This window comes from Gemmata palustris, from assembly GCF_017939745.1.
Classification (GTDB): domain Bacteria; phylum Planctomycetota; class Planctomycetia; order Gemmatales; family Gemmataceae; genus Gemmata; species Gemmata palustris.
The window spans coordinates 1,987,912-2,002,427 of sequence record NZ_JAGKQQ010000001.1 but is presented as its reverse complement, the minus strand read 5'-3'; the positions used below and the strand labels follow the sequence as shown (position 1 = coordinate 2,002,427).

10 protein-coding genes are annotated in these 14,516 nt (G+C 64.6%); 3 read left to right on the top strand and 7 right to left on the bottom strand.

What is annotated here, in order from left to right:
* Positions 1-43: 43 nt before the first annotated feature.
* The 3 genes from J8F10_RS07910 to J8F10_RS07900 form a co-directional block, all read right to left on the bottom strand.
* Entirely contained in the window at positions 44-973 is a 930-nt protein-coding gene (locus tag J8F10_RS07910) for an HDOD domain-containing protein (RefSeq protein ID WP_210653296.1), read from the bottom strand.
* A gap of 146 nt (positions 974-1,119) precedes the next feature.
* Positions 1,120-2,763 carry a hypothetical protein gene (locus J8F10_RS07905; RefSeq protein WP_210653295.1) on the bottom strand — a complete coding sequence of 548 codons (1,644 nt, stop codon included), beginning with the start codon at positions 2,761-2,763 and terminating at the stop codon, positions 1,120-1,122.
* 32 nt (positions 2,764-2,795) lie between these two features.
* On the bottom strand, positions 2,796-3,581 hold the full coding sequence (locus J8F10_RS07900) for a glycosyltransferase family 2 protein (protein ID WP_210653294.1): 786 nt from the start codon (positions 3,579-3,581) through the stop codon (positions 2,796-2,798).
* A 289-nt stretch (positions 3,582-3,870) separates the two neighbouring features.
* Here J8F10_RS07900 and J8F10_RS07895 point away from each other — a divergent pair, with 289 nt between their 5' ends.
* Both J8F10_RS07895 and J8F10_RS07890 read left to right on the top strand, forming a co-directional pair.
* Entirely contained in the window at positions 3,871-4,464 is a 594-nt protein-coding gene (locus J8F10_RS07895) for a sigma-70 family RNA polymerase sigma factor (protein WP_210653293.1), read from the top strand.
* Positions 4,461-6,344 carry a WD40 repeat domain-containing protein gene (locus tag J8F10_RS07890; protein WP_210653292.1) on the top strand — a complete coding sequence of 628 codons (1,884 nt, stop codon included), beginning with the start codon at positions 4,461-4,463 and terminating at the stop codon, positions 6,342-6,344. The genes J8F10_RS07895 and J8F10_RS07890 overlap by 4 nt, the downstream gene beginning before the upstream one ends.
* 18 nt (positions 6,345-6,362) lie before the next feature.
* On the opposite strand, the gene J8F10_RS07885 is transcribed toward J8F10_RS07890, so the two are convergent.
* From J8F10_RS07885 to J8F10_RS07875, 3 genes are all read right to left on the bottom strand, one after another.
* Positions 6,363-7,775, bottom strand: a complete 1,413-nt coding sequence (locus J8F10_RS07885; RefSeq protein WP_210653291.1) for a DUF1501 domain-containing protein — start codon at positions 7,773-7,775, stop codon at positions 6,363-6,365.
* Positions 7,776-7,862: 87 nt separating this feature from the next.
* Positions 7,863-10,400, bottom strand: a complete 2,538-nt coding sequence (locus tag J8F10_RS07880) for a PSD1 and planctomycete cytochrome C domain-containing protein (RefSeq protein WP_210653290.1) — start codon at positions 10,398-10,400, stop codon at positions 7,863-7,865.
* A gap of 149 nt (positions 10,401-10,549) precedes the next feature.
* Positions 10,550-10,942 carry a PDZ domain-containing protein gene (locus J8F10_RS07875; protein ID WP_210653289.1) on the bottom strand — a complete coding sequence of 131 codons (393 nt, stop codon included), beginning with the start codon at positions 10,940-10,942 and terminating at the stop codon, positions 10,550-10,552.
* A gap of 496 nt (positions 10,943-11,438) precedes the next feature.
* Between J8F10_RS07875 and J8F10_RS07870 the strand changes: the two genes are divergently transcribed.
* Positions 11,439-12,326 (top strand): beta-propeller domain-containing protein, encoded by an 888-nt coding sequence (locus J8F10_RS07870; protein ID WP_315854088.1) that lies wholly within the window; start codon positions 11,439-11,441, stop codon positions 12,324-12,326.
* A gap of 408 nt (positions 12,327-12,734) precedes the next feature.
* On the opposite strand, the gene J8F10_RS07865 is transcribed toward J8F10_RS07870, so the two are convergent.
* The gene (locus J8F10_RS07865; protein ID WP_210653288.1) at positions 12,735-14,327 is read right to left on the bottom strand and encodes a TolC family protein; all 1,593 of its coding nucleotides are present in this window, start codon (positions 14,325-14,327) and stop codon (positions 12,735-12,737) included.
* Positions 14,328-14,516 lie beyond the last annotated feature (189 nt).

Below are 14,516 nucleotides of genomic sequence, written 5' to 3'. Positions count from 1 at the left end.
ATGAGGCGTTCGCCCCGCGGGGCCGACCCGATCCGCTGGCCGTTCACTCGCTGGGTGTGAAGGCTTTGAGCATCGCGCGGGTGTCCCGGAGCGCCTGGACGACCGTGCCCGGGAACGCGCTGCGGAACTTCGCTTTGCGGTCGGAGGGCCAGCCGGTCACCAGGATGGCGAAGGCCGAGTGGCGCGCGGGCTCGAACCCGGCGACCTTGTGTTTGTCCTGAACGTAGTTGGCGAGCGCATCAGCCGCGGAAAGGAGAGCGACGAGTTCGCGGTGGAGCTTCTCTTCCCCGGGCCGGTGGTGGTTCAGGATCACCCGAACGACCGGCTCGGGCAACGAGTTCTGGGTCGCGAACTGGTACCCGATGGCACAGTGGTCGATGCCCAGCACGTTCCGCTCATGGGCGAGTGTGTCATCGTCTTCACGGAAATCGAGTGGGTCCGCGGATTCGGCCGTTTCGGGCACCTTGACGGTGGCTACGATCCGACCGATGTCGTGCAGCAACCCCGCGGTGAACTCCGTTCCCTCGAATTCGGCCCCGGTGAGTCGCGCCAGCCCCGCCGCGACCTGGGCCACGAACAGCGAGTGCCGGAGCAACACGTCGCACCGCTTCTGGACTTCCGGCGGGTGGCTCTTGTACAGGTTTCGCATTCCGATCGCGCAAACCAGGGTCGCGCACTCTTTCAGCCCGATTCGGAGGACGGCCTGAAGCACGTCCCCGACTTCCGCCCGTCCGCGGTACGTCCACGTGTTCGCGACACGAAGAACGGCCGCCGTGAGTACACTGTCCCGGCGGATGACGGCCGCGACCTCGGCCGCCGATGCGTCCGGGGTGCTCGCCAGGGCCGCCGCTCGGACGGCCGAGTCCGACAGCATGGGGTACGATTCGACGCGCTCCAGGTCCGACAGGACGATGTCCCGGGTACACGGAATCGGTGCGCGGTCGGTGGGTTTTGGGTGGGAGAGAACGGGCATTGGGGTGCTGTCCTTCAGCGTTGTGTGCCCCAAACGTAGAATCGGTTCGCACCGCGAGCAAACCCGCGCGAACCGACGACGAGATAAATTATTACGTTGTTACGACTTGCGGATTGTTATTGTCGCATCCCACAGCACCTCGAAAACTATCGGGCAGGCGCGGACGCAACGGAAGCGGGTTGGATTTGGATTTTACCGTCCCGGATCGTGACTCGATACCGCGGTTGGGGCGCGGACATCCATTCGTTAAACACGATCTGCGTGGTGCGGCGGTTGTGGATCTTCACCACGGGATCGGACGCTGCGTAATCGATCTCGAAGCTGAAGCCCGGTTCGCGCCGGTGTGCGTCCACGAACGTTTGGACGGCCCGTAACGCGCGGGTCAGTTCTTGTTCTTGCTGCGTTACAGTGAGGTTTGCATCGCGGATGTGCTCGGCCCCCAGGGTGCTGAGGGCGAGAAGTCCGATCACCAACCCGGTGCGAATGCGACCACCCCACGAACCGACCGCGAACCACGCGGCCGACACTGCCAGCAGCCCAAACAGCAGCGCAGTGTAGGCGTAGTACGAGTTCGAACTGAGGATAAACGGGCTGGGGCGCATGTTCATTCGGCCGAGTACGGTCATCGCGCCGTAAGCGGCGTACAGCACGGTCGGCAACAACAACGTGAGCAGCGGTAACCGTGCCCGTGTGCCAACGAGTCGCCACAGACCCACAAGTCCCAGGATTACGGCGGCCCCGAGTACGGCGATCGATGTTGCCACTGCCGGCGACAGGAACCGCAGCCGGATCTTCCACTCCAGGCTCTCTGCGATCTGGAGGCGCTGCCCGCTGTACGTCGTCTGGACCAGCGAGGGGAAGAACGGCTGGACCGCAGTGTAGCTCCCGTAGCGCACGGAGTGTTCCAGCGTCGCGCGCGTGAGCGCCTGGTCCACGATGGCCGGTCCCAGATTGTCGGCGACGTAGTTTCCGCGGTGGGCGTGTAGGTCGATTCGGTTCGTTGTTTGGTAGATGACTATGATCGACGCGAACGCCGCAATCACGAGTGCCGCGCGCTTCTTTCCGATTTGTGGGAGCAGCACAGCCGCCGTAAACGCACCGGCAAGGACGGCGTAGAGTTGGCCCAACTCGTAAGTGAACGCCGAAAGAAGTGCCAGTGCCCACGTCCCCCAGAGGTATCCGCGTGCGGGGGTGCCATTTTGCACTCCGCTTGCGTATCGGAACAGACAGCTCACGGACCCGAGGAGAAATAGCAGGAACAGCAAGTAACCGTGCAGGTGGCTCCAGATGACGAGTTCCTGACCGCACGGGTTGAGCGCGAAGAACGCGAGCGTGGCGTAGATGAGGTAGTCGCGTCCGGGGTCGGATGTGGCCGAGCCCTCACTCGGTGGCCGAACGATATTCGCGATCTGACGCAGTAGCACGAAGAACAGTACACAGGTGGCACAATGGAGGGCGATGCCGAACCCTTGTGTGAGTGCGAGATTGCCCTCGAACGCGGTCTTTTCTGCTGCGAGTAGAGCGAACAGGATCGGCCGGAACAAGTCGGTGTCGCCCGGCATCATCTGCCGCGTGCGATTATAGGAGTACGTGTGGCGCAGGGCGTCGAAGAACGAGTGGTCGTTCATCGCATCGACGAGGTAGCACCACTGGTCCGCGCGGGGCGGGTGCTTGAGCGAGGGCGCGTGGGCCATCATCACGAACCCGAACACGCCGGCGAGAACCAAAAGATCCGTGACGGTCCGCCGACCGATCGGGGTTCGGGTCCATTCCGCGAGTCGGCGAATCATCCGTGGCGCGCCTCAATAGGTGATTTCGGCGCTCAGCGCCAGAGGAAGAAGTCCCGGAGGAACTGGAAGTAGTACGATGCGCCCCACCGGATCACTCGGAGTTTGCGTTCGCCACCGATCCGAGGGGGTTCGTCACCCGCAATCTCTGCCACTTTGAGGCGCCGGCGGGCCGCGCGCACGGAGAGCAGCGGCTCCCAACTGATGCGGCACCCGAACAGGCGCTCGGGCGTTTGGTACCACCGGTCCTGGTCGAGTTCCAGTTCGCGGACGAGGCGGGTGCGGTACGCCCGGTAAATCACCATCGCGTCGGTGTACCGGCCGCCGTGGAGCAGGTTCACCGTGCGCGTGAACAGCCAGTTCCCGAACGCGGTCACCCAGTCGTCGTCCGTGCTCTTCGCGGGGGGCTTGTAGCGCGACACGATCACCATGTCGTACCCCTCGTCGATCTTGGTGACGAGGTCGACGAGCAGGTCGGGGATACTGTTCCCGTCCGGGCTGAAGGTGACGATCACGTCCCCGCGCACCTTCGGGAGCACTTCCATGTACGCCTGGCGGATACCGGGTTCACTCTGGACGTGGACCTCGTAGCCGTTGGCCCGCGCCCACTCGACCGTGCCGTCGGTGGACCCGCCGTCCAGAATAATGATCTGATCCACCCATTCGGGGCGGATGAGCGGCATGATCGCCCTCATGCCGTCGATCTCGTTGAGAGTCGGCACGACGAGCGTGACCGTGCAGGTGCGCACGGGGGGCGCGTGGTCCCACGCCTCGGTCGGCTGGTGGGCGGGGCCGCAAACAGTTGTGAGGAGCGGGGCCATAGTGAACGAAACCCGCCGGCTCGGGGTAGGGGCGACGCGGGGTTATAGGGGAAGTGCGCGGCCGGGTCAATCGCGACCGGCCCGGCCCGTTTGCCGGCGAAAAGTGCTGATTTTGGACCAAATGCGGGGTTAAATCCGCGCCGGACGGCTTCGCGCGAATCGACGCGGCACCGAATTCGGGTCATTTTGGCGAACGAGTTGATTGTTCGCAGGTTGCTGGGGGGCGCAAAATCACAGCGCGAACGCAATTTCGTGTGTCTGGGCGCGCCCGTCAGCGGGGTTCTTCTTGGTGATTGTGGAACACGACTCGGAACAGACCGGACCGGCGACACTGGAAGCCGACCGGATTGTGGCAGACGTGCTCGCCGGTGACACCCCGGCGTTCGCCGGGCTCGTGCGCCTGTACCAGGAAAGCGTGTGGCGCATCGCCGCGGCCGTGCTCCGCGACCGCGACGCGACCGAAAATCTCGTGCAACAAGTGTTCGTGGACGCTTACTTTCACCTGGACCAGTACGCTCCCGGTACGGACTTCGGCGCGTGGGTGCGGACCGTCGCACGTAACCGCTTGCGGAAAGAGCTCCGGGCCGCGGGGCGCGAGGACCGGCGGTTGGCCGTGTACCGCGAGCGGCTCGCGGAGCGCCTCCGGGCCGAATCCGGTTCGGCGAACGACGATTCTGAGAACTTCGTCGAGGCCCTCCGCGGGTGCCGGGATCAGCTCCCGCCGCGTGACGCTGTACTCGTGAACTTGCGGTACGAGAAGGGCCTTTCCTTCGAGGCCATCGCCGAGGAGCAGGGGCAGACGCCCGAAGCCGTGCAGCGAATGATTTCCCGCATTCGGTTCCGGCTCCGCGCGTGCATCCAAAATAAGCTAACCGACGCATGACTCGCATCACCGAACTCACCCTGCGCCTGCTCGACCACACTCTCAGCGACGCCGAGGGTGCGGAACTCGACGCCCTCATCGCGACCGATCCCGACGCGGAAGCGGAACACCTCGCGCTGCTTGAACTCGAAGCGGAACTCCGCGGGCTCCGCACGGGCTTCGATCTCTCCGAAGCGACGCTCGCGCGAGTACAAGAATTCCAGACCGAGCGCACAACCGACGCGGTGCTGGCCGAAATCGCCGACCGAGCGCCACCCACATGGGCCGCGCGTTCGGAACTCGCGCCGGTGCCGCGGGCTGAATCGCGTCCGCAGCGCCGGAGGTGGGCCGGAGTGGTTGCGCTGACCGCGTGTGCGGCCACGATCGTGCTCGTTGTGTGGTTGGGCACCAAACCCGCGGAAGTTGTTCAGCCCAAGCGCGACGAAGCGGCAGTTCCCGAGACACGGGCGTTCGCCAAGCTGTCGCGGAAGGCGGGGTTCGTCGAGGTGCTCAACCCCGCGGGTGATGCGATTCCCACAGAGGAGGGCGGCGACCTTCCCGCGGGGTTCACCCTTCGCACCGTGGGTGATGACAGCCTCGCGGTCGTGGACGTGCTCTCCGATAACTCGCGGTTCGAGATCGAACCGGACTCCGTTGTGCGGTTCCGGGCCAGCGCGCCGGAGAACGCGACCAAGTCGCAATTGTTCCTGGCCGCGGGGCAACTCACGGCCGCGGTCCCGCAGCAATCTGATAACAGACACATGGTCGTGGGCACGCCGGTGGCGGAAGTGTTCGCGCGGAGCGGATTGTTCATTGTTTCTTCGGCCGGCCCCGATTCGGCCCGCGTGGACATCAAGCGCGGGAAGGTGGAACTGGTCCGCGCCGCCACTCCGAAGCCGGTCCTGGTCGGGGTCGGCTCGGCCGTCGTGAACGCGGGTTTTGACAAAGTTCACATCGAGCAGTCGTGGAACGTGGACCGTGTTGCAAGGCGCACGCTCACGGCCCCGGTACCCGGTTACCGCGACGCGATCTTTTCGCCAGACGGCTCCGAGGTGTGGACCGCGAACGGGCGCGCGTTCACGCGCTGGACCCCGACCGGTCCCGTCGAACTCAGCTTTTACGTTCGGAGGCTCGAGGGGCAGGCCGCGTTCGCACGTAACAAGCAGCTCCTCATCACTTTCCGCGGTGAGAAGGACGACCGCGTACTGGTTCGCACCCTCCCCGACGGCGGGGAACACGCGGCGATCAACGTGCGCCCGAACGAAGCGCGACTGTGGACCGCGGCGCCGGATGCGTCCTGGCTCGCGCTGGTTGAACCGAAGCCGAGCAAGCGCGTCCGCATCTTCGACGGCGGAACCGGGAACGAGCGGTTCGTGCGCGAGTTCGACGAGAACGTGGGGTGCATCGCCGCCAGCCCCGATTCGCGCGTGCTCGCGGTCGGGTTGAACGACCCGAGCCGCAGCCCGAACAACAAGATCGCTCTGCTCGATGCCGCGACCGGTGACCGGCTCTCCGCGCTCTCCACACCGAAGAAGCCGCTGACCGCGCTGGCCTACTCGGACGACGGGCGATTACTCGCGGTCGGCTTCAACGGCGTCATTCAACTTTGGGACGTGCGAAACCGCGAGCTGTTGCGATCGATCACCGGGTTCGAGCGCGTGCTGACGTGCTTGGCGTTCTCGCCTGATGGTAAGCGCCTCGCGGCCGGGACGCCGGACGGCCACGTGTGGCTTTGGCACACCGAAACCGCTCAGCAGACGCAACTCATCGAAACGGGCGGGCGCGTCGTTCGGTCGATCGCGTTCCACCCTACGGGGACGCAACTCGTTACGGTTGCCAATGGCGCGCCGGTCGCGGTGTGGGACGTGAACGAGGCGCTCCTGGGTGCCAAAATTCAGTGACCTCAACCGAGCCGAGAGTTACTCGAACAGTTCCTTCACCACGTTTCCCTTCACGTCGGTGAGGCGGAAGTCGCGCCCGGCGTGCTTGAACGTCAGCTTTTCGTGGTCGAGCCCGAGCAGGTGCAGGATCGTGGCGTGCAGGTCGTGCATGTGGACCTTCTTGTCCATCGCGTAGTAACCGAAGTCGTCGGTCGCGCCGTGGACCATGCCCCCAGTTACTCCCCCTCCGGCGAGCCACATGCTGAAGGCGTGCGGGTTGTGGTCGCGCCCGTCGCCGCCCTGCGCCGCGGGCGTGCGCCCGAACTCGCCGCCCCACCACACGAGTGTGTCTTTCAGCAGGTCGCGCTGCTTCAGGTCGGCCAAGAGCGCCGCGATGGGCTTGTCCACTTCCAGCGCGTTCTTCGTGTGGTCCTTCTTCAAGTTGTCGTGTTGGTCCCACTTGTAACTGTGGGTGCATTGAATGAACCGCACGCCGGCTTCGGCCAGCCTCCGGGCCGTAAGACACTGGCGCCCGAAGTTGTCCGTCGGTTTGCCGTCTCCGATACCGTAGCTCTCGCGCGTCTTCACGGTTTCTTTCGACAGGTCCGTGACCGTCGGGGCTTCTGCCTGCATTCGGAATGCCAGCTCGAACGACCCGATGCGGGCTTCGAGGGCCGCGTCGGGTCCGCTCTTCGAGAAGTGACTGGTGTTGATTTCTTTTAAGAGTTCGAGCTGCATTCGCTGGAGTTCGGGGGCGGCCGCGGGCACGATGTCCTTCACCGTGGCTTGTTTGGCCGGAATGCCCGAGTGCCCGATCGGTGTGCCCTGGTACGCGGCCGGCAGGAACGCGCTCGACCAGTTCTGTAACCCGCCGTGCCCCAGCGTGGGGCAGAGCGTGATGAACCCGGGCAGGTTCTGATTTTCGCTACCGAGGCCGTAAGTGACCCAGCTCCCGATGCTGGGCCGGACGAACGTGTCGCTCCCGGTGTGCAGTTGAAGGAGCGCGCCGCCGTGCGCGGAGTTGTCCGCGTGGACCGAGCGGATCACGCAGAGGTCGTCCGCGCGCTTGCGGACCTCGGGGAACAGGTCGCTCACCTGGATGCCGCTATCGCCCCCGGGCCGGAACTCCCAAGGCGACTGAAGGAGGTTCCCGGTCGCGGCGAACTGCACGCGCGGCTTCTGTCCCGGGTAGGGTTTGCCGTGGTGCTTCTTCAGCATTGGCTTGGGGTCGAACGTATCGACCTGCGACGGTCCGCCGTGCATGAACAGGAAGATCACGCGCTTCGCTTTTGGCGCGAAGTGCGTGGGTCGCGGCGCGAGGGCGGAGGCGGATTTCGCTTCGCGCGCGTGGAGCATGTCGGCCAGCGCAAGCAGCCCGAAGCTGTTCGCCGACAGCTTCAGCATGTCGCGCCGGGAAACGGCGGGTGCGAGCGTGTTACAGAACGTCGGCATCGTTGCTCCCGGGCGAACCCCGCCCGCAAGGGCGGCGGGTCTCATCATGTGAATCACCCGCCGCCCTTGCGGGCGGGGTTCGCCGAATCAGTTCACGTACACGAATTCGCTGCTCGCGAACAGCACCTGGCACCACGCGGCCCAGGCCTTCGTGCGGCGGGTTGCGGCGTCCGTTTCTTTCGTGCTCAGCGCGGCATCGAACCGCTGAACGAAGCTCACAGCGCGACTCACGTCTTCGTCGGTCGCGGGGCGCGCGAGTGCCCGCAGGTACGCGGCTTTCACGCGGTCCGCGTCGTTCCCCTCGGGCTTCGAGAGCGATGCCGCGAACGCCTTCGCTTGTTCCGTTACAAACGGGTTGTTCATCAGGTACAGTGCCTGCGACGCGATCACGGTCGAGGCGCGCTTGCCGTTAGAAACGTGCGGTTCCACGAAGTCGAAGGCCTGGAAGAAGTCGAACACGTTGTTGCGGATGACCGGCAAATAGATGCTACGGCGGTGGCTGTCGTACCGCGTCTTCGTGTTGGACTGGTCGTTGGTGACGTACTCGAAGTTGCCGTTGCTGAGGAGCGAACCGCCCGCAGTGTGGTCGAGCGTCCCGGCCACCACGAGCATCGAATCGCGCACGGCTTCGGCTTCGAGGCGCTGGCGGTTGAACCGCCACAGGAGGCGGTTCTCCGGGTCCGCGAGCGCGGCTCGCTCGTCGTGGGTGCTGTTCATCTGGTAGGTCGCCGAGAGCAGGATGAGTTTGTGCAACTTCTTCATCGACCAGCCGTTCTTGACGAACTGTACCGCGAGCCAATCGAGCAGTTCGGGGTGCGTCGGCCGGTCCCCGAGTCGGCCAAAATTGTCCGGCGAGCGCACCAGCCCTTCGCCGAAGTGGTGCTGCCAGACGCGGTTGACCATCACGCGCGCGGTCAGGGGGTGTGCGGGGTCGGCGAGCCAGTTCGCGAGTTCCAACCGGCCGCTCGATGTGCGGAGCGCGCCGTACCGGATCTTGTTCGCTTCGAGCTTGTCCGCCGGGTTCGGTTTAATCTCGACAAAGGGCTTCTGCTCCTCTCCGGCGATGATGCGCGGGAAGACTGCGGGGGCTTCAGCGCCCGGCGTCGAGTACGTACCGCGTACCTGCACGTAGAGATTGCGCCCGTGCGTGCCGTAAGCGCCGCCGCTGCCCTCTTCGACGGCGAGTACCACCGGGCTCGCGGGCGGGAGTGCCGCTTCGAGTTTTTTGATTTCCGCCCGCTTCTCGTCTGCCTTAGCCGCGACCTCGATGCGCTTCTGCTTCTCTGTTTCGGGTACCTTGCTGTACTCCACCTCCAACTTGCGGACGTCCTTACGCAGTTGTTCGAGTTTCTGGCGGTCCGCCCGGATCTCGGGCTTTTCGGGACCGTCCGGGGACCGCTCGAAGGCGCGCGCGACGGTGTTCAGGTTCTGCATCGTGCGCGTGCTGGTGAACACGGCGAGGAGGCTGTAGTAGTCGCGCGTCGGGATCGGGTCGAACTTGTGGTCGTGGCACCGGGCGCAGCCGAGCGTGAGGCCCATGAACGCTTTGCCCACGGTGTCGAGTTGCTCGTCGGCGATGTCGAGCAGCATCTTCTGCTTGTCCGGCTCCGCGAGCACCTTCGGCCCGATCGAGAGGAGCCCGGTCGCCGTCAGTTGTTCCAGTCGTGCCGCGCCCGAATCGGCGGGGAGCAAATCCCCCGCGAGCTGTTCCTTCACGAACTGGTCGTAGGGCTTGTCGTCGTTGAAGCTCTTGATGACGTAGTCGCGGTAGCGCCAGGCGTTGCCGAACGAGGTGTTCTCATCGAGGCCGTTGGAGTCGGCGTAGCGCACGACGTCGAGCCAGTGGCGCGCCCAGCGCTCGCCGTAGGTCGGCGCCGCGAGCAACCGGTCGATGACTTTTTCAAACGCCTCGGGCGAATCGTCTTTGAGGAACGCTGCGACTTCTTCTGGCGTGGGCGGGAGCCCGGTGAGATCGAACGTTACGCGCCGGATCAGCGTCCGCTTGTCCGTGGGATCGGCCGGCGACAATTTCGCGGCGCTGAGCTTCGTGAGGATGAAACGGTCAATTTCATTCCGGCTCGCGTACTTCGGATTTTGGATCTCCGGTACCGGGGGTAACTTGGCTGGCTGAAACGCCCAGAACGCCTTCTGCTCGGGGGTGAACAGCGGACCGGCTGGTGCTGCTGGGTTCGTGGTCGCGGTGTCATTGGGCCACGCGGCGCCGGACTTCACCCACTTCGTCAGGTCCGCGATCTGCTGATCCGAGAGCTTGCCCTTCGGGGGCATTTTGAGCCCCTCTTCGGTGTACTCCACCGCTTTAACGAGCAGGCTCTTGTCCGGTTCGCCCGGTACGAGCGCGGGGCCGGTTTCGCCGCCCTTCAGAAGCTCCGCGCGCGACGTGACCTTGAACCCGCCCCCGAGGGACTTGCTCCCGCCGTTCGCGGGCGGCGTGCCGTGGCACTTCAAACAGTGGTCCGCGAGTAGCGGCCGGATCTTCTTCTCGAAGAACTCATCATCGGCGGATGCGTTGGCCGGCGCAGCGGGTGGCGCGGCAGTGGCAGTGAACGGAGGCGCGAGCAGTAGGGTCGCGACAACGCACGCAGCACGGCGGAGCGGGGCCGTCATGCCTGTTGACCTCGGAGGCGTGATTCGGGCGGAAGAGGCGGGTGGGAGGGCTGCAGCTATTCTATCGCCGAACGAACGGGGTGCAAAACGAAAGCGGCCCGCCTCGAAGAGTTCGGGCGGGCCGGATGAAGATTTCAAAGGTCGTTGCATCAATCGTCGATCGGGACGGGCCGACTCGGGTACCGGTCGGGGTGGTCGAGTTCCGCGGGCCGTAACCCGAGCTTCACTTTGAAGACCTTGCGCTCGGTCCCGCGCTGTACTTCGATCTCGACGATCGCGCCCGGTCGGAACGAGCAAATGTGCGCGACCGCGTCGCTGTAGTCCCGGGGATTCAGGGTGCCGACGCGCAAAATCACGTCGGCTTGACGGAGGCCGTATTTCGCTGCGGGCGCGTTCGGTTCGATGCGATCGATCACGACCCCCTCGCCGAGCGTGACGCCGAGGTACCCGCGGCCCATCGGGTCGGGCCGCAGTTCCGGCGGCACCGGGGCAAGAGTGTGTGTCGCGCCGCCGAGCAGCAGCGCGGTAATCGCGGTCATCATGGGAGACCCTCCGGTGGCGCGAGCGCCAGGGCCGCTGAGGGCTACGGCCTACATTCAGTCATGCCCGAAAGTGCAGTTGAATGCAAGGGAGAACTGCGGCGATTGGAAGGCACGAAGGCAAGACGTCACGCCGCGGTTTGCGTGGTGCCTTGCGCTGTTTTGGCAACGGGATAGGTCAGCCATTCGTCGATCGGCCACACGCGATCGGCTAATCCGGTGACCAACGCTGGTACTCGTCGGTGGCCTCCAACACGACGAGCGTTGGCCCTCCAACGGCCCGAACCGGGTGACCAACTGGTCGAGCCCGCCATCGGTGTTGAGAGCCCGGCGCCGGGGGCCGGCGCGGTAACCACGATACTTGCACCTACTTGAAACTACTTGAAACTACTGGAATCGAGTTGCTCCCCGCCGGCCGGCGCGGTCCAATGACCCCGCGCCGGAGACCCAACCGGCCGAGTTCCCGCGTGACCTCTCCCCGTGATCGAGGAACCATCTCGTGCGCCCTCTCAACTGGTTGCTGGCTGCTTGTGTATTCTCTGGCGTCGCGGGTTCGTCGGCCGCGGCCGACCCCACCGCACACCGGATCATGTTTGCGGAATACGGGAAAGGGCCGAACCGGTTGGTCGAATTGGGTGCCGATGGAAAGGTGACATGGGAGCACAAGTTCCCGAGCACCGCGGTCATTTTTGACGCGCTCCCCAACGGGCACGTGATCTACGCCTACGGGGGCAAGCCGACCGGGGTGCAGGAAATCGACCGCGACCACAAAGTGATCTGGAATTACGAGAGCAAGTGCCCCCAGGTGCTCGGGAGCCGCCGCCTGCCGAACGGGAACACGTTGCTCGCCGAGCAGGGGCCGTGCCGGGCGGTGGAGGTCGACAAGGACGGGAAGGTTGTGCGGACGACCCCGCTGACCACAACCGAGAAGGGGTATCACCTCCAGGTGCGGAACGTTCACAAGCTGGCAAATGGAAACGTCCTCGCCGCGCACGAGGGCGAGGGGGCGGTCCGAGAGGTGGACGCGGACGGGAAGGTCGTGTGGGAGTACGCGAAAGTGGAGAACGCCGGGGAAGCGGTTCGCCTGGCCAACGGAAACACCCTGATCGCCTGCGGAACCCAGAAGCGGATTATTGAGGTCACACCGAAGGGCGAGGTGGCCTGGGAGTTCGGCCCCAAGGACGCCCCGGAGTTAAACCTGACGTGGATCTCCAGTTTGCAGGTGCTGAAGAACGGAAACTACGTGGTGGGTAACTTCCTCCGCGGGCAGGAGGGGAAGGGCGCCCACGCCTTCGAGGTGACCCGGGGGAAGAAGGTGGTGTGGATGTTCGCTGACCACAAACTGGCGCAGTCGATCACCACCGTCCGGGTTCTTGGCGACAAGTGATTCCCGGCGGGCGACCCGATGTCGAGCGACGGAACCGCGGGGCGCCTACTGCCCAGTTACTAAAAGGTGTACACCGAGTACGAACGCGGCCATTCCCAGGCCGCCGGCGAACTCGGTCCCGCCGCGGCCCGGTCGCCCGGTTAAACGGGTTCCCGTTCCGCACCTCCGCAATCACCTGGCCCGCGTGCGCCAAATACCAACGATTCGCGCACGCCCCAAACCATTGCGAGAGCGAACCCGGCGACCGGTGCGAGGCGCGGCCACCCACGTCAATCCAGTTCCCGTCGGGCGGCCGGGTGTGACGTCGGCCACCTGAATTTGTCACGGCGTCACGTCCCCGGTGTTCATACCGTCATCGAGTTGAAGTTCGCGTTGGCACGGTCGGCCACCGGTCGCTCGATCCCGGGGTTACTTCTTCCACCGGCGGGGGGGCAGTGGCGGCCCGGCCGGAACCGACAACGAGTTACCACCACCGAGGGCTTGGTAGGCATTTACGACGGCCGCCAGTTGCTGCCTCTTCGTTTCGATCAGGACCATTCTCGCGTCCATGAAGTCGCGCTGGGCCAGCAGCACTTCCACGTATTCCGCGCGGGCGTTATCGAACAGTTTGCTGGCAGAGTCGACCGAGGCCTCGAGCGCGGACAACTGCTGTTTCTTGATCTCGATGCTCTTGCGGTAGTTCTCCACCATCGACACGCGGTTGACGACCTCGGTGAAAGCGTTGAGGACCACGCGCTGGTAGTTGTACACGCTCTCCAATTGTTTGGCGTTCGCGCTCAGGTACTCGGCCCGGATCGCCTTTTTGTTGATTAGCGGTGCCATCAGGTCGCCGGCGACGTTAGCGGCCAGGGCCTCCGGCGTGTTGAACAGGTACTTGGGATTGAAAGCCTGGTAGCCCACGCCGGCGGTGATGGTCAGGTCCGGAAAGAAGTGGGCGCGGGCGACCTTCACGTCGAGTCCGGCGGCTTCCAGCTCGCGCTCGGCTTGCCGGATGTCGGGGCGGTTCTGAAGGAGCTGCGAGGGCGCCCCCAGGCTCAGGGTGTTAATGTTGAGATCGAAGAAGTCCGCGGACGCACGGGCGACGGGCGCCGGTACGCGATTGAGGCGGAAGTTAATACGGTTCTCGCCCTCAACGATATCCTGTAGAACGATCAGCTTTTCACTCTGGTTCTTGCGAACCTCGGCCTGGAAGCGCTGGACGCCGAGTTCGGTGCCCCGTCCCGCGTCCTTCTTGGCGATGGCGACCTCGAGGCTCCGTTGCTGCAGCTCGATGGTTTTGTTCAGAGTTTCGAGCCGCTTGTCGAGCGCCATAAGGCCGTAGTAATTCTCGGCAATTTCGGCGACGAGACGGGTCACGAAGTCGTTCCGCTTCTCGCTGGCGGCGATGTAGCGCTGGGCCGCGGCGTCCCGTGCGTTGCGTAGTGCCCGCCAGATGTCCAGCCGCCAGAAGAGGTTGAGACCCATTCGGAAATCGGGCAGCGGGTTGTGAATGGGCTGGTTGGGGCGAATATCGAGTTGGCTATCGACGGCCCCGTCGCGCGTGAAGCGGCTGGACAGATCCAACCCCGTACCGCCCCCGGCGGTGACGAAGGGGAGGTACGCCCCTTGGCGCGCAAGAACCTCGTTCCGGGCGACCTGAACTTCCTCGTTGAGGATCTTCAGTTCCCGGTTGTTAAGCATCGCCTGATCGATCAACTGCGTGAGAATTCTGTCGTTATAGAATTCTTCTACCCCGAGCTGGCCAGAGCTTCCCGAACTGATCGGTGGGCCGATTAGCCCGCCGATCAGCCCACCGGCCGCCTCGCCGATCGTTCCGCTAATCGTCCCGCTGGGCGCGTCACTGATCGCCCCGGTGAAACTCGCCGGTAGGATCGGCCCCGGGTCCGCCTGGCGCAGTTCGGGTATCCGACAGGATGGCAAAACCAGCGCGCCGCACGCGATCACTCGCGCGATCACGTACCTCCGGCGCTTCGCGTTCGGAAATCGCACTAAGAGATTCATCCGCCTCATCCTTGAGGAGTTAGCGCCCAGTCGGAAACCCTACGTACTTGATCGGCAATCCTGCCTAGCAGTATTAGGTGATCCAGGCGCTATAATCGGGATCTTTGGTATTTGGGCCGACCACAGGGCTGATAAATCAATCCGCGGTCGGTCCGGGGTCGCAGTGAAACGCTTCTGTCTCGAACCGAC

What these genes read in the sequence shown, in the direction of transcription:
- J8F10_RS07910 (WP_210653296.1), bottom strand. Translation starts at nt 973, where the DNA reads ATGCCCGTTCTCTCCCACCCAAAACCCACCGACCGCGCACCGATTCCG.
- J8F10_RS07905 (WP_210653295.1), bottom strand. Translation starts at nt 2,763, where the DNA reads ATGATTCGCCGACTCGCGGAATGGACCCGAACCCCGATCGGTCGGCGG.
- J8F10_RS07900 (WP_210653294.1), bottom strand. Translation starts at nt 3,581, where the DNA reads ATGGCCCCGCTCCTCACAACTGTTTGCGGCCCCGCCCACCAGCCGACC.
- J8F10_RS07890 (WP_210653292.1), top strand. Translation starts at nt 4,461, where the DNA reads ATGACTCGCATCACCGAACTCACCCTGCGCCTGCTCGACCACACTCTC.
- J8F10_RS07885 (WP_210653291.1), bottom strand. Translation starts at nt 7,775, where the DNA reads ATGCCGACGTTCTGTAACACGCTCGCACCCGCCGTTTCCCGGCGCGAC.
- J8F10_RS07880 (WP_210653290.1), bottom strand. Translation starts at nt 10,400, where the DNA reads ATGACGGCCCCGCTCCGCCGTGCTGCGTGCGTTGTCGCGACCCTACTG.
- J8F10_RS07875 (WP_210653289.1), bottom strand. Translation starts at nt 10,942, where the DNA reads ATGATGACCGCGATTACCGCGCTGCTGCTCGGCGGCGCGACACACACT.
- J8F10_RS07865 (WP_210653288.1), bottom strand. Translation starts at nt 14,327, where the DNA reads ATGAATCTCTTAGTGCGATTTCCGAACGCGAAGCGCCGGAGGTACGTG.